This window comes from Wenzhouxiangella sp. XN24 (genome assembly GCF_011064545.1).
GTDB lineage: Bacteria > Pseudomonadota > Gammaproteobacteria > Steroidobacterales > XN24 > XN24.
Genome location: NZ_JAAMFG010000028.1, coordinates 270355 through 292823, shown reverse-complemented (window position 1 = coordinate 292823; position 22469 = coordinate 270355). Strand labels below are relative to the sequence as shown.

11 protein-coding genes are annotated in these 22469 nt (G+C 67.9%); all 11 read left to right on the top strand.

The window, feature by feature from the left end; translation table 11 throughout:
* The first annotated feature begins 79 nt into the window (after positions 1–79).
* The 11 genes from G6032_RS05640 to G6032_RS05590 are packed head-to-tail and all read left to right on the top strand — an operon-like array spanning position 80 to position 22386.
* Positions 80–2335, top strand: a complete 2256-nt coding sequence (locus G6032_RS05640) for a tetratricopeptide repeat protein (RefSeq protein ID WP_165281149.1) — start codon at positions 80–82, stop codon at positions 2333–2335.
* Positions 2332–4248 carry a hypothetical protein gene (locus G6032_RS05635; protein WP_165281148.1) on the top strand — a complete coding sequence of 639 codons (1917 nt, stop codon included), beginning with the start codon at positions 2332–2334 and terminating at the stop codon, positions 4246–4248. The genes G6032_RS05640 and G6032_RS05635 overlap by 4 nt, the downstream gene beginning before the upstream one ends.
* A complete protein-coding gene (locus tag G6032_RS05630) occupies positions 4245–6395 on the top strand; it encodes a hypothetical protein (RefSeq protein WP_165281147.1) in 2151 nt (716 codons plus the stop codon). The genes G6032_RS05635 and G6032_RS05630 overlap by 4 nt, the downstream gene beginning before the upstream one ends.
* Complete coding sequence (locus tag G6032_RS05625; protein WP_165281146.1) at positions 6392–8344, top strand: tetratricopeptide repeat protein; 1953 nt, start codon at positions 6392–6394, stop codon at positions 8342–8344. The genes G6032_RS05630 and G6032_RS05625 overlap by 4 nt, the downstream gene beginning before the upstream one ends.
* Positions 8341–10209 carry a hypothetical protein gene (locus G6032_RS05620; protein ID WP_165281145.1) on the top strand — a complete coding sequence of 623 codons (1869 nt, stop codon included), beginning with the start codon at positions 8341–8343 and terminating at the stop codon, positions 10207–10209. Before G6032_RS05625 ends, G6032_RS05620 begins: the two co-directional genes overlap by 4 nt.
* Positions 10206–12110, top strand: coding sequence for a hypothetical protein (locus G6032_RS05615; protein WP_165281144.1), 1905 nt, complete (start codon positions 10206–10208; stop codon positions 12108–12110). The genes G6032_RS05620 and G6032_RS05615 overlap by 4 nt, the downstream gene beginning before the upstream one ends.
* Positions 12107–14320, top strand: a complete 2214-nt coding sequence (locus G6032_RS05610; RefSeq protein ID WP_165281143.1) for a hypothetical protein — start codon at positions 12107–12109, stop codon at positions 14318–14320. Before G6032_RS05615 ends, G6032_RS05610 begins: the two co-directional genes overlap by 4 nt.
* Positions 14317–16287: a tetratricopeptide repeat protein gene (locus tag G6032_RS05605; RefSeq protein ID WP_165281142.1), complete on the top strand. Its 1971-nt coding sequence runs from the start codon at positions 14317–14319 to the stop codon at positions 16285–16287. The genes G6032_RS05610 and G6032_RS05605 overlap by 4 nt, the downstream gene beginning before the upstream one ends.
* Positions 16284–18425, top strand: a complete 2142-nt coding sequence (locus G6032_RS05600; RefSeq protein WP_165281141.1) for a hypothetical protein — start codon at positions 16284–16286, stop codon at positions 18423–18425. The genes G6032_RS05605 and G6032_RS05600 overlap by 4 nt, the downstream gene beginning before the upstream one ends.
* Complete coding sequence (locus G6032_RS05595; protein WP_165281140.1) at positions 18422–20536, top strand: hypothetical protein; 2115 nt, start codon at positions 18422–18424, stop codon at positions 20534–20536. Before G6032_RS05600 ends, G6032_RS05595 begins: the two co-directional genes overlap by 4 nt.
* Entirely contained in the window at positions 20533–22386 is a 1854-nt protein-coding gene (locus G6032_RS05590; protein ID WP_165281139.1) for a hypothetical protein, read from the top strand. Before G6032_RS05595 ends, G6032_RS05590 begins: the two co-directional genes overlap by 4 nt.
* Positions 22387–22469 lie beyond the last annotated feature (83 nt).

The window sequence follows — 22469 nt, the reverse complement described above, 5'->3', positions numbered from 1 at the left end:
TAATGGAGTAGCTGCATCATTATTCGGCGTCACAGCACGCGGAGAACAGCGGAAGCGCTATGTACGGGATCATGATGCCATGACGCTGTTCAGCGAACTCAAGCGCCGCAACGTTTTTCGCGTCGGGGCGGCCTACGTGGTGGTCTGCTGGCTGTTGCTGCAGGTGGCCGACGTGCTGCTGGACAACTTCGGTGCGCCCGACTGGGTGTTCAAGTCCTTTACCGCTCTCCTGGCGCTCGGCTTTCCGCTGGCGATATTCCTCTCCTGGGCCTTCGAGCTGACGCCCGAGGGGATGAAGCGCACGGCCGACGTGACTGCGGCGGACGAGGCGGCCTCGCAAGGCGACCGGCGGGTCGATCGCGTGGTCCTGGTGGCGGCGATGGTGCTGATCGCGGGGATGGCCATCGAGCGCGTGTGGTTCGCCGGACGCGACAGCGACGCCGATGGGCTTGCGCAAACTTCCGCGGCACAGACCGCTGCCGGCCAGGCGACCGTGCCTGGGACATCCACCGGCCAGGCGACCGCGGCCCAGGCATCCCCCGGCGAGGCGGCCGACGCGGCGAGTGCGCCGGCGCGGTCCATCGCCGTGCTGGCCTTCGAGGATCTCAGCCCGGAGGGCGACCAGGCCTATTTCGCCGAGGGCATCTCCGAGGAACTGCTGAACCTCTTGGCGCGCATCGACGACTTCAAGGTCGCCGCGCGCACCTCCTCGTTCAATTTCAAGGGCCGCCAGGCCGACATCGGCGAGATCGGGCGGGCGCTCAACGTGGAAACCGTGCTGGAGGGCTCGGTGCGCAAGGCCGGCGACCAGGTGCGCGTCACGGCGCAGCTGATCGAGGTGGGCAGCGGCTTCCACCTGTGGTCGCAGAGCTACGACCGCCGGCTGGAGAACATCTTCACGGTGCAGGACGAAATCGCGACCGCGATCGTGCAGGCGTTGCGCCTCGAGCTGGACATCGATGCCGAGACCTCGACCCGCACGGCCAATGTCGTCGCCTACGACCATTACCTGCGCGGCCGGCAGCTGGCGCGCGAGCCGAGTCGCGCCGGCCTGCTGCGCGGCATCGAGCAGTTCGAGCAGGCCATTGCGCTCGACCCCGGTTTCGCGGCCGCCTACAGCGGCATCGCCGAGGCCTGGGTATGGCTGGAAGACTACGGCGGTGTGCAGGCGACGGAAGCCTTTCCGAAAGCGGAGCGGGCCGCGCGCCGCGCACTGGCGCTCGATCCGGAATCGGCCGAGGCGCTGGCGGCGATGGCGATGGTGCAGGACCGCTATTACAACGATTCGCAGGGCGCGCAGGCCCTGTTCGAACGCACGCTGCGCATCAGCCCGAACTACGTCACCGCCTACAACCTCTATGGCGACGTGCTGCGCGACCTGGGGCAGTTCGAGCGCATGATCGAGGTGCACCGGGCCGCCGTCGAGGTCGACCCCTTGTCGATCTTTATGAAGACCCGGCTGGCGTCCAAGCTGCTCATCCTGCGCGAGTATGACGAGGCGAGCGCGATAATTTCCGAGGTGCTGGCGGAGTCGCCGGGCAATGATTATGCGCTCGAGGAACTCGGCAACCTGGCGCGTGACCAGGGCCGTCTCGCCGACGCGATCCGCGAGTTCAGGAAGGTGCATTTTGCGCGCCCCGGCGATCCGTACAGCGCCGCGCAGATCGCCAGGCTGGCGGCGAACCTGGATGACCAGCCGCTGGCCGAGGCCTGGATCGAGGCCGCGCGCGCGCGGGGCGAGAACAATCGCTGGGAACTCTATGCCCGGCAGGATCTCGCGGCGTGGAGCGCCGACTGGACCGGGCTGGACGAGATCGGGCGCCTCCGCGGCGGCCCCGACGGCGCCAGGATACGCGGCGTGGCAGCCTCGCATCTCGGGGCGTATCCGGAGGCGCGGCGCCACCTGCTGGAGGCCTTGCAGCTGGGTGGTTACGATCGCACGCGGGGTGCGCGGGTGTCGCATGTGTCGGTCCTTTTGCACCTGGCCTGGGTGGAGCAACGCATGGAGATGCCGGACTGGGCGCAGCGCGTCGACGACGCGCTGCCGGTGCTCGAAGCGATGCACAGCCAGGGCACGGCGAGCGCCCAGCTTGGCGTCGAATACCCGGCCTACGGCCTGGCGCAAGTGGCCGCGCTGCGCAATGACCGTGCCGCAGCGTTGCAATACCTTTTGGAGCTGGAGGATTTCGATTTTGCGCGCCACTGGTTCCTCGAGCGCGAGCTGATGTTTGCGCCGTGGCGGGATGACCCGGAGTTCCGGGCGGTGGTGAGCAGGATCGAGCAGCACACCGCGGCCGAACGCGCGAAGCTGGCCGGGATGGAAGTGCTGCCGTGAACGCCGTGGCGTATTTTTTCAGCGAAATGAAGCGCCGCAACGTGTGGCGTGCGGCCCTGGCCTGGCTGGCGCTGGCCTGGCTGCTGATCGCCATCGCCGACCTGCTGTTTCCCGCCTTCGGCTTCCCGGATGCGATCGTGCGCTGGCTGATCATCGGCCTGGGCCTGGGGGTGTTCCCGGTGATGCTCGTGGCCTGGCTCTTCGAGCTCACGCCGGAAGGTTTGCGGTTCGATCGCGGCCCGCAGCAGGAGAGCCCCGAGAACGTCCGCGTGGGACGGCGCACCGACCAGCTCACCATCGTGTTGCTGTTGCTCGCGGTGGGGTTCTCCGCCGTGAAGCAGTTCGTCCTGCCGCAGCGCGTGAGCGCGCCGGTGGAGGCGACGGCGCCCGCACCGGCCCCGCCGCCGGCGGTGCTTTACGCCGTGCCGGTCGTGCCCGCAGCGCCGGTGGATCCGCGCTCGATCGCGGTGTTGCCCTTCGCCAACCTGAGTCCGGAGCCGGACAACGCCTATTTCGCCGACGGCATGGCCGAGGAGTTGCTCAACGTGCTGGCGCGCATCGACGGGCTCAAGGTGGCGTCGCGCACCTCGTCGTTCGCGTTGCGTGACGAGGCCATGGGGGCACGGGAGATCGCGGCGCACCTGGGCGTGGCGCATCTCGTCGAGGGCTCGGTCCGGCGCCAGGGCGACCGGCTCAGGATCACGGCGCAGCTGGTGCGCGCCGAAGACGACCAGCGCTTGTGGGCCGACAGCTTCGACCGGCAGCTGACCGACGTGTTCAGCGTGCAGGAAGAGATCACCCAGGCCATCGCCGATGCTTTGGGGGAAACCCTGGGTGTGCGCGCGGTTCAGGTGCGGCGTGCGACCGACGACCTCGAAGCCTACGAGTTCTACCTGCGCGGTCGGCAATTGTTCGCACAGCGCGGCTCGAATCTTTTGCCGGCGCGCGAGCTGCTCGAGAGCGCGGTGGCGCGTGACCCGCGGTTTGCCGAGGCATGGGCTGTGCTCGCCGCCATCCACGTGGTGATGCCGTCCTATTTTGCCGAGGCCTCGGCCGACGAGGCGCATGACGAGGCGCGCGCCGCTGCGACCCGGGCGCTAGCCATCGTGCCGCAGCAGCCCGAGGCGCTCGCCGTCAGCGCCCGCCTGGCTGCGGAGCGGGGCGAGCGCCTCGACGCCGTGCGCCTGATGCAGCGCTCCCTTGCCGGGGATCCGAACAACGCCAATTCGTGGATGTGGAACGGCCTGACGCTGCTGGAGGGCGGGCACGTGGGGGCGGCCCGCGCCAGCTTCGAGAAAGCACGCAGGCTGGACCCGCTCAGCGGCATTCATCTCGGCTGGCTCGGCGCGACACTGGCGATCGAGGGCGAAACCGAGGCGGCGAAAACGCACCTGCGGCGCGCCCGGGAGCTCGGCTGGCGCGGCCCCGCCAGCGCCTGGCTGCTGAAGATCGCGCAGGCCGAAGGCGACCATGCGGAAGCGGCGGCCCGCTACGAGGACTGGCTGCGCGATGACGGCCGCATCGCAGCCGAACATCTCGAGGTGCATCGGGCGATCGCGCCGGCCGTCACCGATCCCGCACGCCGCGACGAGGCGCGCGAGTTGTTGTTGCAGGCCGCGGAGCAATGGCCCGAGCAGGAGTGGGTGCAGTTGTTCCTCTTCGTCGGACTCGAGGAAGAGGCGCTGGCCGAGGCGCTGCGCGCGAAGCCGCTCTCGGGACAGATCCTGCTGATGATGGTCTGGTCGCCGGCGGACAGGTCCTTTCGTGAGCAGCCGCGGTTTCTCGAGCTTGCCGAGGCGCGGGGCCTGCTGGCGTTCTGGGAAGCGGCGGGCTGGCCTGATTATTGCCGACGCGTGGCGGCGAGCGGCGAACACGTGGCGGCGAACGCGCCACACCTGGAGTGCGAACGATGAGCCTGTTCAACGAACTCAAGCGCCGCAACGTGTTCCGCGTCGCCGCGGCCTATGTAGTGATCGGCTGGCTGATCCTGCAGGTGGCGGAGATCGTGCTCGGTTTCATCGGCGCGCCGGAGTGGGTCGGCAAGGCGATCATCGCGCTGTTGCTGCTGGGCTTCGTGCCGGTGCTGGCGCTGGCCTGGGTGTTCGAGGTCGGGCCGCATGGCGTGCGGCGGGACGACGGCACGAACGCGCGCGACGCCAGCCCGCAGGCGCGCCGGCTGGACGTCATCACGCTGGGCTCGGTGGTACTGGTGATGCTGCTGCTGGTCTGGCAGCACCTGGGCTCGGCGCTCACCGGGGAGCAGGACGGGCGCCAGGCGCAGCAGGAAAGCCGGGTGACGCAGCAACAGGCGGCGCCGGCGGTACAGGCCGTCCAGTCCGCGCCACCGCCCGCGCGCGTGCGCCCCGAGCCGCCGCCCTTCGAAGTGCCGGCCGGTTCGATCGCGGTGCTGCCGTTCACCAATCGCAGCGCGGAGCCCGACACGGCGTATTTCGTCGATGGCATTCACGACGACCTGTTGACGCAACTGGCGCGCAACGACCAGCTCATCGTCATCTCGCGCACCTCCATGATGGAGTACCGCGACACCACCAAGAACGTGCGCCAGATCGGCGAGGAACTCGGCGTGGCGACCATTCTCGAGGGCGCCGTGCAGCGGGCGGGCCAGCGCGTGCGCATCAATGCACAGCTGATCGACGCCAAGACGGACGCGCACCTGTGGGCCGACACCTTCGATCGCGAGCTGACGCCGGAGAACATTTTTGATCTGCAGTCGGACATCGCCGTGGCGATTGCCTCGGCGCTCGGACGCACGCTGAACGTCGGCAGCACTGCGGCCAGCAGGCCGTCGGCGCCGACGCTGGATCCCGAGGCATTCGATCTCTACCTGCGGGCGCGCGCGATCCGCGACGAAGCGACGGAGAGTCGCATACGCGAGCGCATCGAGCTTTATCGGCGCGCATTGGCGCGCGACCCGAAATTCGCCCTGGCGATGGGCGAGCTGGGGCGGGAATACGTCAACCTGTTCTGGTTCCACACTCGGCGTGACGCCGATCGCAGCGAGGGCGGCCGCTGGATCGACCAGGCACTCGAGCTGGCGCCGGACGAGCCGCAATTGCGGTTGTGGCGCGCGGAATACTTCTACCGCGCCCACCTGGACTACGAGGCGGCGCTGGAGGAACTCGACCGGGCCAGTGAGGGCCTCCCAGGCAGCGCAGAAGCCGCAGGACTGCGCGGCTTTATCGAGCGGCGCGCGGGCCGACCGCGGGAGACCATCGCGGCGCTGGAGCGCGCCGTATTGCTGGATCCGCGTTCCGGCCAGGTCCTGCAAGCGCTGATGGAGACTGGGTGGTTGCTTGGCGATCTCGACACGGTTTCGCGCTGGAACGCGCAACTCGTCGCGCTGCCGGAGATCCCGCAAACCGCCATTGCCCTGCATTCGCAAGCGCGCATGGGCGTGCTCGGGGAGAGCGGGCCCTTGATGGCGCGTTATGTCGATAGCACCGGCACGGTGCTCGTGGCGGCGCCTGTGGGTACGCCCACGTATGGATTCGATTTCCATCACGCCTACATGGCACGCGATTTCGACCTTGCGAAAACATTGATCGACACGTTGGCGGAAGAGTTCTGGGAGGACCAGTTCAGCCTGGTGCCCAAGGCGTTGGCACGCGCACAGCTGGCCCTGGTCCAGGGTCGCGATAACGAGGCCAGGCGGGAGGCCGCTGCAGCGATCGTTTTCCTCGACGCGGTGCTTAAGGAACATCCCGACGATTACCGTGCATACATGGCGCAGGCACGCGCAAAAGCGATTCTCGGCGAGGCCGCCGCCGCGCGTGATGCCGCGAGCCGCTCCCTGGCGATGCGCATTCCATCGCGCGACCAGCTGATCCGGGCGGAATTGCGCGCGGAGCAGTTGCGGGTTCTCGCGATGATCGACGACAGCGACACGCTGGCCAGCGCCATGGACGATTATCTCCAGCTGGAGATGAAGTACTGGCATTTCGACGGCCTGGTGCTGGACCCGGTGTTCGACGCCCATCGCGATCACCCGGCATTCCAGGCGCTCGCCGCGAAGTATTCGCGCAAGGATTCCGGCGCGTGAGTTTCTGGCTCGAACTCAAGCGCCGCAAGGTGGTGCGGGTCGCCGTGGTGTACGCGGCGACGGCCTTCGCCGTGCTGCAGGCGGCGGACATCATGCTGGAGCAGATGAACGTGCCGGAGTGGGGCATGGGGCTGGTGGTGGCCTTCGTCGTGCTCGGCTTCCCGATCGCGCTGGTGCTCGCCTGGGCGCTGGAACTGACGCCGGAAGGCATCCGCAAGACCGACGCGCCGGTGGCCGACGAGACGGCGGCAGGAGAGTCCGCCCCGGCCTTGCTTGGCAAGCGCACCGTGTTGGCAGCGGCCCTGCTGGTGATGCTCGGTATCGGCCTGGGCGCCGGCTGGTTGTTGAAGCCCGCGACCGATGCGCCGGAGATACCGCCTGCGCCGCTGGCCGCGACGCCGGCTTCCACAACGCCGCCGACGAACCAAACGGCCCCCGCAACTGCGGTTGCCGCGGATGTTCAGCTTGGCGACGCAGCAGTCGGGGAACCGGACCAGAACTCCATCGCCGTGCTGCCGTTCCTCAACATGAGCGCCGATCCGGACAACGCGTTCTTCGCCGACGGCATCTCCGAAGAGCTGTTGAACATCCTCGCGGGCGTGGAGGGGTTGAAGGTGGCGTCGCGCACGTCGGCCTTTTCCTTCAAGGGCAAGGACACGCCGATTCCGCAGATTGCGCGCGCGCTGGGCGTGCGGCACATCCTCGAGGGCTCGGTGCGCCGCCAGGGAGAGCGCGTGCGGATCACGGCGCAGCTGATCGAGACGCGCAGCGACACGCACCTCTGGTCGGAAACCTTCGAGCGCGATCTCGTCGATATTTTCCGGGTGCAGGAGGAGATCGCCCAGGCGATCACCCTGGCGCTCAAGGACGTGCTCGGCGTGCGCCAGGTTTCGGTGGCTGCGACGACGACCGACCTCACCGCCTACGAGCTCTTCCTGCGTGGTCGCACGCGCTTCTACCAGCGCGTCGGCCTCGACGAAGCGATCGCCGACCTGCGGTCCGCCGTCGAGCGCGATCCGGATTTCGCCGAGGCCTGGGCGTTCCTCGGCGCGGCCAGCTTCGTGGTTGGCAACGGCGGCTACTCCACCGGGCTCGATCGCGCGCGCCTGATGGACGAGGCCGGGGCCGCTGTGGAGCGGGCCCTCGCCCTTGACCCCGAACTCGCGACTGCAATGGCGGTCAAGGGCCAGCTGCTGACGCGTAACAGGGACCCGGCCCAAGTCGTGGAAGGCTTGCAGCTGCTTGAGCGCGCAGCCAGTCGGGTGACCGCCGATTCCTCTGCGCCGCTCTGGCTCGGCTTGTCCCTGCTGGAGCTCGGGCGTGTCGATCGCGCCCTGCCGCATCTCGAGAAGGCCAACGCGCTGGACCCGCTGGTGGGGATCAACCAGGGCTATCTTGGCATTGCCTATGTCACCGCTGGGCGAGCCGAGGAAGCGATTCTTCTCGGCCTGCGCTCCCAGGAACTCACCGGCAGTGTTTTCTGGTCTTTCCAGATGCTCATTGAGCTGGTGAACTCCGGTGCCGAGGCGCGTGCTTACGAGTTGCTCGGCGCCATGCTGGCCGCTGACGACCTCAACCCTGTTGACCGGCAGTTCTTTACCGAGCTGCAGCTCGCAATCTCAGATCCCGCGCAGCGCGACTCGGTGTTTGTGTCCGGCGAGCCTGGCGCAGACGAGGTCGACCGTTTCCGGGCCGTGGTCAAGGACCTCATGTTCCGTAATGGTGCGCGTGCTATCAGCATGGGGGACTTGAGAGTCAGCCAGCTAATGCTGACGATCGGCGCGTGGTTGCCATCGCTGGGGTGGCTGCGGGAGGACCCCGCCCTTTACGCGTACATGGACCGCATCGGCACCGTGGGTTTCTGGGAGCTGGACGGTTTCCCGCCTGGCTGCCGGCCGGTCGATGATCCAGCCGGCCGCCGGCTGGATTGCAGCGGGTACGGGCAATGAGCTTCTTCGACGAACTCAAGCGCCGCAAGGTCATCCGCGTGGCCGCAGCCTATCTCGTGGTGGGCTGGGTGATCATCGAGGTGGCCAGCACGGTGGCCCCGAACCTGAACCTGCCCGAGTGGACCGCGCGCATGGTGACGCTGCTGGTGATCCTCGGGTTCCCGCTGGCGCTGATCCTGGCGTGGATCTTCGAGGTCACGCCGGAGGGCATGCACGTCACCGAGGGCCGCACGGGCAGCAAGCGGTTCTACGTCATCGTTGCGCTGGTGACGGCTGCGGCGCTCGCCTGGACGTTGTGGCCTGCCTCCGGCCCGGAGCCAATGCCGGCACAGTCATCGACGCTTGCCACAACGCCGCCGGCCACTGCCGAGCCACCGACATCGGTGTCCGCAGTCGATAGCGCAGACAAGAACACCATCGCCGTGCTGCCCTTCGTCAACATGAGCGCCAATCCCGAGAACGTGTTCTTTGCCGAGGGCATCGCCGAGGAGCTGCTCAACATCCTGGCCGGCGTGGATGGGCTCAAGGTCGCGTCGCGCACGTCGGCCTTCTCGTTCCGCGGCAAGGACACGCCGATTCCGGAGATCGCACGCGAGCTCGACGTGCGCCACATCCTCGAGGGCTCGGTGCGGCGGCAGGGTGACCGGGTGCGGATCACGGCCCAGCTCATCGAGACGGAGAGCGACACTCACCTGTGGTCGGAGACCTTCGAGCGCGACCTTGTGGATATATTCCGGGTGCAGGAGGAGATTGCGCAGTCCATTACGGGCGCGCTGAAAGACGTGCTCGGCGTTCAGACCGTGTCGGTGGCAGCCGCTACCGCTGACCTAGAGGCCTATGAGCGCTTCCTGCGCGGCCGGTCGCGGTTTTATCAACGGGTGGACCTCGACGAAGCGATCAGTGACCTGCGCTTCGCCGTGGAACGGGATCGAGGGTTCGCCGAGGCCTGGGCGTTCCTCGGCGCGGCAAGTTTCGTCGTCGGCAATGGCGGTTACCCGACACAGATGGATCGTGACGCCCTCATGGCGCATGCGCTGGAGGCGTCGGAGCGCGCCCTGGAGCTCGACCCCGAGTTGTCGACAGCGCTGGCGGTGAAAGGACAGCTTCTCAGCGGGTCCGCCAGTGCGGAGTCGATCGCGGAAGGTCTCCGCCTGCTCGAGCGCGCAGCGGCGCGCGTCTCGGCCGATACCTCCGCGCGCCTCTGGCTCGGGCTGGTGTGGATCCAGCTGGGCTTTGTCGAGCGTGCCCTGCCGCACCTGGAGAGTGCGCAGGACCAGGATCCGCTGGTGGCGATCAACAACGGCTGGCTGGGGCTGGCCTATGCCATTCAGGGCCGCTGGGAGGAGGGCAGCCGCCTGTCGCACCGGGCCGTCGAGCTCAGTCCCCTTTCATTCTGGACGTACAACATCGCGATTGGGCTCGTGCATGCCGGTCGGGAGGAAGAGGCCAAGCGGCTGCTCTCTGCGGCGCAGCCGATGATGGCACCAGGTTCACTGTTGGACGGGGAGAAACTCGACGAGATACTGGCTGCGCTCGAGGATCCGGGCCGGCGCGCTGATTTCCTGGCGGCTAACCGTTTCGACCCGCAGCGGGACAATGCCGTGGGCGCGATGTACGCGGCCCTGATGTTCCGAGATGAAGATGAGGTCTTCCGTGTGGGTGATACGCGCGGCACTCTCACTATCCTGAGGGCTAGCGCCTGGCTGCCCTCGATGGCCTGGCTGCGCGAGGACCCACGCTTCTACGAGATCATGCACAACAACGCCGTCGCCGCGTACTGGGAAGCCGAGGGCTACCCACCGGGCTGCCGCGCGATCGATGACCCCGCCGGGCGCCGGCTGGATTGCAGCGGGTACGGGCCATGAGTTTCTTCGACGAACTCAAGCGCCGCAAGGTGATCAGGGTCGCCGCCGCCTACCTGGTGGTGGGCTGGGTCGTGATCGAGGTGGCCAGCACGGTCGCCCCGAACCTGAACCTGCCCGAGTGGACCGCGCGCATGGTGACGCTGCTGGTCATTCTCGGCTTTCCGCTGGCGCTGATCCTGGCCTGGATTTTCGAGGTCACGCCGGAGGGTATGCACGTCACCGAAGGCCGCACGGGCAGCAAGCGGTTCTATGGCATGGTGGCGCTCATCACGGCGCTCGCGCTGGCCTGGACCTTGTGGCCGGCAACGCAGACCGAAAAATTGCCGGCCCAGGCTGCTGCCAATCCCGCGTCATTGCCGCCGGGCGCGGCGATTACTCCGCCGGGCGTCGCGAACACACCAGCGGCCGCCCCGAATACCGCGCTGGGCGGCCCCAGCGCCCCACCGGCCGCGGCCGAGTCTTCTGCATCGTCTACCCGTTTGTCGGAAGCTCGTGCCGGCAAATCCATTGCGGTGCTGCCTTTCGTCAACATGAGCGCCGACCCGGAGAACGAGTTCTTCGCCGACGGAATCTCGGAAGAACTCCTCAACGTGCTGGTCAAGGTCGACGACATCGGCGTGGCGTCGCGCACCTCGTCGTTCGCCTACAAGGGTCGCGAACTCGGCGCGGCCGTCATCGCCGACCAGTTGAACGTCAACCACATCCTCGAGGGCAGCGTACGCAAGGCGGGCAACCGCGTGCGCATCACGGCCCAGCTGATCGACGCGGTGAACGACCGCCACCTCTGGTCGGAGACCTACGACCGCGAGCTGACGGACATCTTCGCCATCCAGGACGAGATCGCCAACGCCATCGTCGCCGCGCTACGCGGCACGCTGGGCACGGGCGAGGCCGAGCGCGCGGTGACCGTGCGCGCGGACACCGGCAACCTCGACGCCTACCAGCTTTACCTCAAGGCGCGTGAGTTGTTCCTGACGCGCACCGAGCTCGACGAGTCGGTGCGCTTGTTCGAGGAAGTGGTGGCGCTCGATCCCGGCTTCGCACGCGGCTGGGAGGGTCTCGCCGCCGCCGCCGCGGTGATCATCGACTGGGATGAGGAGTACCCGGACACGGATGCCGCGGCGATGGATGCGCGGGCGCTCATGGCCGCAGAGCGGGCACTGGCCCTCGATTCGACGCTCGCCATGCCCTGGGCCGTGCGTGCCCTGCTGATTCAGTACCGCTTGCCCATTCCCTTCGCCGAGACCCTGGCCCTGTTCGACCGGGCGCTCAACGCGGACCCGATGCTGGCCTCGGTCTATCTCTGGCGTGCGATCACCTGGATCAATCTCGGCTTCATGGAGCGCGCGCTTGCCGACCTCGAGGCCTGCCTGGCCATCGATCCCGCCTACGGCAACTGCGTGCGTTGGAAGGCGCTTGCGCTTGCCTTTGCAGGTGACGACGACCAGGCCCTGGCGCTATACGAGCAGGGTGTGTTGGCAGGTTTCACACACAATCGTGGCGATACCTTCCTATTCCGGCTCGTGGCGCAGGGGGGGCGGCTGCCCGCCCTGCTGATGATGCGCGACCTGGACATGTCGCTGGAACTGCAGCATGCGGTCCTCGCGGCGATCGGGCAGGGCGAGGCTCCCGCAGACATGGACGGGCTGATGGCGCGCAATCCGCGCTTCGATACGCCTAACTGGCACTTCGTCCTGCACGACTACGAGCGCGCTGCTGAATCCTCTGTTCGCCTCACCACCATGGTCGCGCAGTGGGATCCGCTGCACGCGGCGTTCCGTGATTCTCCGGCCTTCCGTAGCATCATCGAGCGGCAGGGCGTCCCCGACTACTGGCGCGAGCACGGCTACCCGCCGCAGTGCAGGCCGGTGGGCGAAGACGGTTACGAGTGCGCGCCGTGAGCCTGTTCGCCGAACTCAAGCGCCGCAAAGTCGTCCGCGTCGCGGTGGTCTACGCTGCGACCGCCTTCGCGGTGCTGCAGGGTGCGGACATCATGTTGCCGCGCATGGGCGTGCCGGACTGGGGCATGAACCTGGTCGTGGCGCTGATCGTGCTGGGCTTCCCGATCGCGCTGGTGCTCGGCTGGGCGCTGGAGCTGACGCCGGACGGACTCAAGCGCACCGAGGCGATTCCGTCCGAGACGGCCAACGCGGCAATGCCCGCCCTGCTGGGCAAGCGCACGGTGTTTGCCAGCGCACTGCTCGTGGTGCTCGGTCTCGGCATCGGCGCCGGCTGGTTCCTGCGGCCCGTGAGCGATCCTGGCGCGGCGTCGGCCGAGGCGCCGGCCGAGGCGCTGGCTGGGGAATCGGCCGCCCAAATTGCGCGGGAGAGATCCATCGCCGTGCTGCCGTTCGCGGACATGAGCCCGAACAGCGACCAGGAGTATTTCTCCGACGGCCTGTCCGAAGAAATCCTCAACCTGCTGGCGCAGATCCGCGACCTGAAGGTGATCGGCCGCACGTCCTCGTTCGCCTTCAAGGGTCGCAACGAGGACCTCCGCACCATCGGCAGCACGCTGGGCGTGGCTTACCTGCTGGAAGGCAGCGTGCGCAAGGCCGGTGACGACCTGCGGATCACCGCACAGCTGATCCAGGCCGACGATGGCTCGCACCTTTGGTCGCAAAGCTACGACCGGCGGCTGGAGAACGTGTTTGCCATCCAGACCGAGATTGCGGGCGCCATTGCCGAGGCCCTGCGCGTGAGCCTGGTGGGCCCGGAGCAGGCCGCGCCGGTGGCCCAGGCGGCGGCTTCGCTGCCGGCCTACGACCTTTACCTGCAGGCCCGGCGGCTGATCCAGGGCCGTACGCGCAGCGGCCTGGGGGCTGCGCGCGAATTGCTCGACGAGGCGCTCGCGCTGGATCCCGACTATGCCCCGGCGCAGGCGGCGGCGGCGCAGGTGTTGCTGCTCCTGAACAATGAAGTGTGGCGCGGTTACGGCGACATCCCGTTGGACGAGGCAGTGGCCCTCGCGCAACCGCTGTTGGACCGGGCGCTGGCGCTCGATCCCGACCTCGCCGAGGCGCATGCGGTGCAGGGTTTGCTGTTCCTTATGCAGCGGGACCCTGCGCGTGCTGAACCGGCGCTGGCGCGGGCGCTGGCGCTGAACCCCGGCCAGTCGGATGTGCTGCACTGGCAGGCGGAACTCCTTGGCGGCGCTGGGCGCCTGCGCGAGCAGCTGGCCGCCCAGCGCCGCCTGGCCGAGCTCGACCCGCTGTACGTGGCCAATCTGGCCACTATGTCCGGGGCCCTGCTGGCTAGCGGCGAGCTGGCTGAAGCACAGGCGACGGCGGTGCGCATGCAGCGCGCCTTTCCGGACAATCCGCAGGGCTTCACGCGCGAAGCCGTGGTGCTATATGCCTCGGGCCGCCTGGCAGAGGCCCAGGCGGCCGTGGCGCGGGCGCTGGAGCTGGCGTCGAAAGACGCCTTCGCGCAGAGGATGAACGCCTGGCTCTACATCACACTCGGCGACCTGGAACGGGTCCTGTCACTGCCGGATACGGGTTTGCACGCGCGGGCACTGGTGGCAAAGGGCCTGGATGGCGAGGCCGTGGCCCTGGCCCGCGGCCGCGCGGCGGCGGCACCGGGTGATCACGTTACTGCCACAGACCTGTTGTACACCTTGTCGCAGACCGGTCGGCATGAAGAGGCGCTGGCCTTGTATCGCGAGCGCTGGGGTGACCTCGACGGGATAGGCGCGGGTTTCGGCGGCACGGGAGTGTTGCAACTGCTGGCGCCGATCGCCGCCGCGCAGCATGCGCTGGGCCGGCATGAGGCGCTGGCCGAGACGCTGGCACGATGGGGCGAGCACCTGGATTTTCTGCGTGGACAAGGCTTTGCAAGTGCCAGCTTCCTGATCACCGAAGCCCGCTACCTGGCGCTGGCCGGCGAACGCGCCGCGGCGCTTGCGGCGCTGGCCGTGGCCATCGACCGGGGCACCCGCAATCCGCTGCTGGGCCGGGACCCGGCGTTTGTGGAGTTGCACGACGATCCGGCCTTCCAGGCACAGGTCAGCCGCATGATCGACCTGATCAACATCGAGCGCGACAAGCTCGAAATGGGACCGCTCCCCGCACCGGTCTACCACAGCCCGGTCATAGGCGGTGCGTCATGAGTTCGGCGCCGGGATTGTTCGACGAACTCAAGCGCCGCAACGTGTTCCGCGTGGGCGCGGCCTACCTGGTGGTGGCCTGGCTGCTGGTGGAGATCAGCGACACGATTTTCCCGCGCCTCGGCCTGCCCGAATGGACGGTGACTTTCGTCATCGCCTTGCTGCTGATCGGCCTGCCGCTGGCACTGTTTCTCGCCTGGGCTTTCGAGCTGACGCCGGAAGGGGTGAAGCGGACCGAGGAGGTGGAGCAAGACGCCTCGGTGACGCCGCAGACCGGTCGGGCCATCGACAAGCTGATCCTCGTCGGCATGGTGGTGGTGGTGGCCGTGATCGTGGCGGACCGGTTCCTGTTCAAGGAGAGCGGGCAGGGCGCGCGTGACCTGCCTGTCGAGACGGCAGGCGTGGCCGAGCGGGAAGACACGACACCAGTATCGGCGGGAGCGGCTGGCGACTCGGGCGTGCAAAGCCCATCGCTTGTCGATGCTTCAGGCGGGCAGCCGGTCGGCGCCCTCTCCGTTGCAGCGGCACAGCCCCAGGCCAGCGGCATCGCCGTGTTGCCCTTCGTCAACATGAGTCCGGATCCCGAGAACGCCTATTTCGCCGATGGTATCTCGGAGGAGCTGCTCAATATTCTCGGCGGTATCGAGGGTCTGAAGGTCGCCTCGCGCACCTCGGCGTTTTCTTTCAAGGGCAAGGACACGCCGATCACCGAGATCGCGCGGCTGCTGGACGTGCAACACGTGCTCGAGGGCTCGGTGCGCAAGCAGGGCCAGCGCGTGCGCATCACCGCCCAGCTGATCGATGCCGGCAGCGATGCCCACCTGTGGTCGGAGACCTACGAGCGCGAGCTGGTGGATATCTTTCGCGTGCAGGAGGAGATCGCGTTGGCGATCACGGCCGCGCTCGAGGACATCCTCGGCACGCCGGAGGTTTCGGTCGATACGCCCACCCGCGACCTCGACGCCTACCAGGACTTCCTGCGTGGCCGATCACGCTTTTACCAGCGCTTCGAGTTGGACCAGGCGATCGAGGACCTGCAGGCCGCGGTCGATCGTGATCCGCAATTCGCCGAAGCCTGGGCATTCCTTGCCGCGGCCACCGGTGTAGTAGCCGGCGGCGGTTATCCGACGGAGCTGGACGCCGCGGATCTCGACGAGCGCAGCGACGAAGCCCAGGCACGGGCGCTGGCGCTGGATCCCGACATTCCCATCCTGCTGGCCGGGATGGGCATGAGCCTGGTGGCACAAGGCAACGTGGTGGAAGGCCTCGCCAGGCTCGAGGAAGCCGCCCGCCAGGTCGACCCGGACACCTCTCCTCGGCTCTGGCTAGGTCTTTCGCTTTCGGAGGTCGGGCGCGTGGATCTTGCGCTGCCCTGGTTCCAGAGCGCACATGCCCAGGACCCGCTGGTGCCGATCAATCACGGTTATCTCGGTTACGCCCATGCCGTTTTCGGCCGCGAAGAGGAGGCCGCGCAGCTCGTCAAGCGGGGCCTGGAGTTGAATCCAAACTCCCCGTACTGGACGCAGCTGCTGGCCTTCGAAGCCATACACCAGGGCGATACGGCGCGGTTTGCTGAGCTCTGGCGAATGCTGGATGACGGTGAAATCGATCGGGCGGTACTGGCCGCCCTGGCCGACCCCGGCCAACAGGCCGCGGCGTTCGCGGCGCTGCCGCCTGACGCGTCACCAAGATTCTTGAACGCGGCCCGGGTCGTCCTGTCACTGGTGTTTCGCGATACCGACCGGTTGTTCGAAGCGGTAGGGAGCGCCGATCGCAGCGGCCAGAACTACATGCGCTTCGCCGCCTGGCTGCCGTCGCTCGGCTGGCTCAGGGAGGATCCGCGTTTCTACGAGTTCATGGCTGACAGTGGCGCGGTGGCTTACTGGGAAGCCGAGGGTTACCCGGGCGGCTGCCGCCCGGTGGACGATCCGGCGGGCCGGCGGCTGGATTGCAGCGAGTATGCGCCATGAGCCTGATTGCCGAACTCAAGCGCCGCAAGGTCGTCCGCGTCGCCGTGGTCTATGCCGCGACGGCCTTCGCCGTGCTGCAGGGCGCGGACATCATGCTGCCCCGGATGGGCGTCCCCGACTGGGGCATGAACCTGGTCGTGGCGTTGACCGTGCTGGGGTTCCCCATCGCGCTGGTGCTGGCGTGGGCCTTGGAGCTGACGCCGGAGGGCCTGCGCGTGACGCCGACTGCAGCGGCTGAAGAGTCGGACGACAGCGCATCCACGCCGGCGCTGCTGGGCAAGCGCACCCTGGCGGTGGCCGCGGGCCTGCTGCTGCTGGGCATCGGCCTGGGCGCCGGCTGGTTCCTGAGGCCGCCCGTGCCGCCGGCCGACCCGCCGTCAGACCCACCTGCGGTGGCGGAGCGCCCGGCGCCCACACCGGCCACCGCGCCCCAGTCAGAAAACGCAGCCGCGACGGAAACCCAACCCGTGCGGGACCTCGCCGTCGAGCCGCTGGCACGCGGCGTCGCGGTGCTGCCTTTCGAGAACCTGTCGGAGGATCCGGCCAACGCCTTTTTCGCCGGCGGCGTCCACGAGGAAGTGCTGACCAGCCTGTCGCTGATCGCCGACCTGCGCGTGATCTCGCGCACCTCGATGCTGCGCATCGCCGAAAGCCAGCTGGACGTGCCGGCCATGGCGCAACGGCTCGGCGTTTCGCATGTGCTGGAAGGCAGCGTGCGGCGCGCGGGCAACCGCGTGCGGGTCACCGTGCAGCTGATCGATGCGGCGCTCGACGAGCACCTGTGGGCCGAGAACTACGATCGCGAGCTCGATGACATCTTCGCCATCCAGAGCGACATCGCCCGCGCCATCGCCGAGCAGCTGCGCATCGAGCTGAGCCCGCGCGAGGCCGAGGCGCTGGCCGAACGGCCGACGGAGAATTCCCAGGCGCACGACCTGTACTTGCGCGCACTCGACCGCCGCCGGGCTTTTTTCGGGATCGACGGCTGGCGTGCGCAAATCGCCCTGTTGGAGCAGGCGCTTGTCCTCGATCCGGAATTCCTGCAGGCCCGGCTGATGCTGGTCGAGGCCCATGGCCGTATGTTCTGGGACGGCGCGGATACGGCGGGCTCGCACGTAGCGCGCACGCGCGAACTGGTCGAGGAGATTTCCCGCCGCTGGCCCGATCGGCCCGAGGCCCTGCTGTCACAGGCGATGTATCTCTACCTGGTCGAAAGCGACTACGCCGGAGCCCTCGAAGCGTGCCAGGAAATATTGTCGCTGCGGCCCAACGACGCGTGGGTGCATTCCTGTATCGCTGCCAGCCACAAGCGACTGAACCAACGTGAGGAGAACCTCGTCGCCGCGCGGCGCTGGCTCGAGATCGATCCGGAAACCGGCGTCGCCTGGTTCGAGCTTTTCAATGCCCTGGCGCAGCTCGGACGCGGTGAGGAAGCGATCGAGGTGGTCGATCGCGCCCGCGCACTGTTTCCCGAGAATACGGTCTTCGATTTCTGGCGGGCGTTCTATGTCTTGGCATTTCGTGGCGACATTCAATCGATCCTGGCCCTGGCCGGTCGAGCCAATGAATATACGAATTCTGTTATTGCCGAAGCCTTGTTCGCCAGCGGCGATGTCGAGCGGGCGCTGGCGGTGCTGGCGCCTGCTGCCGGCGGTTACGATCTTGAGGCCGTTCACGATGACCTGTTGCGTGCCGAGCTCCTGATTTACGCAGAGCGTGGCGAAGAGGCCCGGTCTCACGCGCGTCGCGCCTACGACTACCTCGAGGATCGCGGGGAAACCGAGTTCGCCGCGCTGCCGCCGCGCGGGCGCGGGGCGGCCTATGCCCTGGCCGCTGCCGTGGCTGCTGCCGCCGGCGAGCGTCAGTCGGCCGCCGAATGGTCGCGGCGCGCGCAGTCCGAGCCAAGGCTGGATATCACTGAGGACCGTAACCGGCTGGCCGAGCTGGCTCGCGCCGCAAGCCTTCTCGGCGATCATGACGCTGCCTGGGCACACTACACCGACGCCGCCCGTGCCAGCGGAATGATGATGACGCCGGGCCTGCTGCGTGCCTTTCGGTCCCTGCACGAGGCACGATTCGGCCAGTCTGCGGCCTACCAGGCGCACATGGCGGGACTCGATTCGGAGGATGGGGCATGAGCCTGTTCGCTGAGCTGAAGCGCCGCAAGGTCGTCCGTGTCGCCGTGGTCTATGCGGCGACGGCGTTCGCCGTGCTGCAGGGCGCGGACATCATGCTGCCGCAGATGGGCGTGCCGGAGTGGGGCCTGAGCCTGGTGGTCGCGCTCATCGTGCTGGGGTTCCCGATCGCCATCGTGCTCGGCTGGGCGCTTGAACTGACCCCCGATGGCCTCAAGCGCACCGAGACGGCGCCGCAGGCGCAGACGGGGCAGGGCGAGCAGGACGCGGCTGCCGCGACGCCGGCGTTGCTCGGCAAGCGCACGCTGCTCGTCGCCGGGTTGCTCGTGGTGCTCGGCATTGGCCTCTCAGCCGGCTGGCTGTTGAAGCCCGGCGCTCCGGAGCAGGAACAGGCAGCGACGAGCACGGAACCCGGAAGCCCCGGTATTGCCGGCGTCGCCGCGACTGCTGGGCCGGCCCCCGCACGTGGCGTGGGCGTGCTGCCGTTCACCAATCTCAGCCCCGACCCGGACAATGCCTTCTTCGCCAGTGGCGTGCACGAGGAAGTGCTCACCCGGCTGTCGCTGATCCCCGAGCTGCGGGTGATCTCGCGCACTTCGATGGAAAAGATCGCCGGCGACGGGCTCGAGGTTTCCGAGATCGGCCGTCGTCTGGGCGTCAGCCACGTGCTGGAGGGCAGTGTGCGTCGCTCTGGCGAGCGGGTCCGCGTGACCGTGCAGCTGATCGAGGCCGCCAGCGACCAGCACATCTGGGCCGAAAACTTCGACCGCACCATCGACGACACCTTTACCATCCAGTCGGAGATCGCGCTGGCGATCGCGGCGCAACTCCAGGCGAGCCTGGATCCGAAGCTGCGCGCCAGCATCGAGGCACGGCCGACGGACAACCCGGCCGCTTACGACCTTTATCTCCGCGCGCGCGAGAAGCTAAGAGTCTGGCGCGCCGCCGAGGGTTTTCGCGATGCAGCCCCGTTGCTCGAACAGGCGATCGAGCTGGACCCGGATTTCCTGGCCGCGAAGGCTCGGCTCACCTATGCGTACGGCCAGCTGTATCGCCTGGGGAGCGACCTCGACGGCAATTATGAGCGCAAGGCGCTGGCGCTGGTTACGGAACTGCGCCGGCGGTGGCCGGAGCGGGCCGAGAGCCGTATCGCGTTGGCGCATTACCATCGTCTCATCGAGCGTAACTTCGAGCTGGCGCTGGCCGAGTTCCAGGCGTTGCTGGCGGAGCAGCCCAACGACATCGAGCTGATGCGCGCTGTGAGGACGGCGCTGAAGTGGCTTGGCCGCCGCGAAAAGTTTCTTGAGATGGCCCGGCGGGTGCGGGCGCTGGACCCGGAGAACAGTTCTGACTGGAGCGAGATGCTGATTGCGCTGTTGCAGAACGGCCAGGGGGAGGAGGCGATCGCCATGGCCGAACAGGCGATGACGCAGTTCCCCGATGATCCCAACTATCCATGGGTGCTCGCGTACAGCAAGCTCTCGTTCAAGGCGGACCGGGGGGCCATGCTGGACTACGGCCGCACGCATGGCCTGGGCTTTTCGACAATACGGCCAGACACTCTCGAGCGGACCCGCTTTGCCGAGGGCGACCTGGATGGGGCGCTCGAGATGGTCGCCCAGCGGCGTGCCCGGGCCAGCGGACTCGAGATCGCGGTGCTCGACGCGACCGAGGCCGAATACCTGCGGCTGGCGGGACGTGATGCTGAAGCCGAAGCTCCTGCGCGGCGCGCCTTCGAGGCCATGGAAGCGTGGCTCGAAAGCCGCCGCCCGCTGCCCGGTGGCTACGACGCCGCATGGCTGGCCTCGGCATCCTGGATGGCGGCCCTCGCTGGCGAGCATGAAGCGGCCCTGCACTGGGAGGTCCGGGCCCTGGACATGGCGGAACTCGTCGTGTTCGAACGCGTGCAACGGGATTTTACGCTTGCCGACAGCCGGCGCTGGCGGGGTGATCCGGATGCTGCCTGGAAGTTGCTCGAGCCTTACCTGGGGGACCCTTTTTGGCTTCCGGACGGTCTCCTGCTCGGCCTGGAGCCTTATTTCGATGCGTTGTACGGCGACGCGGCCGCCTATCGCGACTACATGGCGCGGCTGCGGGCGGAGTGGGGTCGATGAGTTTCTTTGCCGAGCTGAAGCGCCGCAAGGTGATCCGGGTCGCGGTCGTCTATGCGGCGACGGCGTTCGCCGTGCTGCAGGGCGCGGACATCATCCTGCCGCGGATGGGCGTGCCGGACTGGGGCATGAACCTGGTCGTCGCCTTGACCGTCCTGGGTTTCCCCATCGCGCTGGTGTTGGCCTGGGCGCTGGAAGTGACGCCCGACGGCGTCAAAGTGACGCGACCACGGGACACGGCGCCGGCGGACGAACCGCCACCCTCGCTGCTGGGCAAGCGCACGGTGTTTGCCAGCGCGCTGCTGGTGGTGCTGGGCCTCGGCATCGGTGCCGGCTGGTTCCTGCGGCCCGCGAGCGCGCCGGACGTTGCTCCGGCGGTGGAGCCCATCGCGGCACCCGCCGCGACCGCGCCGGTCGTCACGGAGAAAACCATCGCCGTGCTGCCGTTCGCCGACTTCAGCCCGGGGCGCGACCAGGAATGGTTCGCCGACGGCCTGGCGGAGGAAATTCTCAACGCGCTGGCGCGCACGCCGGACCTCCTGGTCTCGGCGCGCACCTCGTCGTTCCGCTACAAGGACAGCACACTGGACGTTCCGCAGATCGCCGCTGAACTGGGCGTGGCCCACGTGCTGGAAGGTTCGATCCGCAGCACGCCGCAGCGCATCCGGGTCACCGCGCAGCTGATCCGTGCCGCCGACGGCTTTCACCTGTGGTCGGAGACCTACGATCGCGACCCCGCCGACATGATCGAGATCCAGGAAGACCTGGCGCGCAGTATCGCGCTGGCCATGCAGACCACCATGGACCCGCAGGCCCTGTCGGACATGGCGACGGTCGGCACCCGCTCGGTGGAGGCTTACCAGGCCTATATCCGTGGTGTGGCGGCTTTGGTTGGCAGCACGGCGAACACGAAAGAAAGCTACGCCTCGTTCGAAAGGGCTCGCGCGCTCGATCCCGGCTTCGCCGCTGCACATGCATACGCCGCGTACTTCTGGCTTGAGCAGCTCGACATCACCCGGATCGCAGCCGGAATCACGGACCTGTCACCCGGGCAGATCGAGGCTCGCTTCCACGAGCGCATCAGGCGGGCGATCGACACGGCCTCCACGGCAGCGGAACGCGCGGGTTACGAAGCGAGCGACGCCGCGGTGGAGTTGCGCTGGCGAAAAGCGATCGACCTGTACCAGGCCTACCTGGCCGAGCGTCCGGGCGACGCCGCCGTCAAGGGTGGACTGGTGGACCTGGCCAAGCGGATGGAGGACCAGGCACTGCTGGAACAACTGCTTGAGGGCCTCTGGCCGGAAGCGCAACAGCGGCTGGAAATGGCGCTGTTGCACGTCAATTACGATTATCGTTCGGGCAACTACACCCGCGCCGCGGATCGGGCACTCACCCTGCTGGAGCGGTGGCCCGATGATTTCGGCATGCTGTACCAGGTCCACCGGGTGCTGCTCTGGGACGGCCGCGTTGATGCCGCCCGCGACGTGCTGGAGCACATGCAGCGCATTGCCCGCGGCGACGAGGCATGGGGCGCTATCCCGCCGGCGCGCCAGGCCTGCGCCGAGGGTCGCCGCGAAGACGCTGAGAAGATCCTTGCGAATTTTTCGGGAGACAGCATTTCGCTGCGCTGGCACCTGCTGATGATGCTCGGCGAGCACGCCGCGGCCACCGAGTTATTGATGCCGCTCGAGCGGGACGGGCGGATCTTTGCCCTGTCGAGTTTTCTCGTTTACCCGCATTTTGATCCGAGTCCTTTCCCGTCGCTGGTGCAAATCCTCGAGCGCGAGCAGATTCCGCGCCCCGCAACGGTAGCGCTGCCGTTCGCCTGTCCGCCGCGGGGGGCGGGATCGTGAGCCTGTTCACCGAGCTCAAGCGCCGCGCTGACGCCGGAGGGCATCAAGCGCACCGAGACGGCGCCGGCTGGACTGCAGCGGGT

Coding starts and splice junctions, on each gene's coding strand:
- G6032_RS05640 (WP_165281149.1), top strand. CDS start 80: ATGACGCTGTTCAGCGAACTCAAGCGCCGCAACGTTTTTCGCGTCGGG.
- G6032_RS05630 (WP_165281147.1), top strand. CDS start 4,245: ATGAGCCTGTTCAACGAACTCAAGCGCCGCAACGTGTTCCGCGTCGCC.
- G6032_RS05620 (WP_165281145.1), top strand. CDS start 8,341: ATGAGCTTCTTCGACGAACTCAAGCGCCGCAAGGTCATCCGCGTGGCC.
- G6032_RS05615 (WP_165281144.1), top strand. CDS start 10,206: ATGAGTTTCTTCGACGAACTCAAGCGCCGCAAGGTGATCAGGGTCGCC.
- G6032_RS05605 (WP_165281142.1), top strand. CDS start 14,317: ATGAGTTCGGCGCCGGGATTGTTCGACGAACTCAAGCGCCGCAACGTG.
- G6032_RS05600 (WP_165281141.1), top strand. CDS start 16,284: ATGAGCCTGATTGCCGAACTCAAGCGCCGCAAGGTCGTCCGCGTCGCC.
- G6032_RS05595 (WP_165281140.1), top strand. CDS start 18,422: ATGAGCCTGTTCGCTGAGCTGAAGCGCCGCAAGGTCGTCCGTGTCGCC.
- G6032_RS05590 (WP_165281139.1), top strand. CDS start 20,533: ATGAGTTTCTTTGCCGAGCTGAAGCGCCGCAAGGTGATCCGGGTCGCG.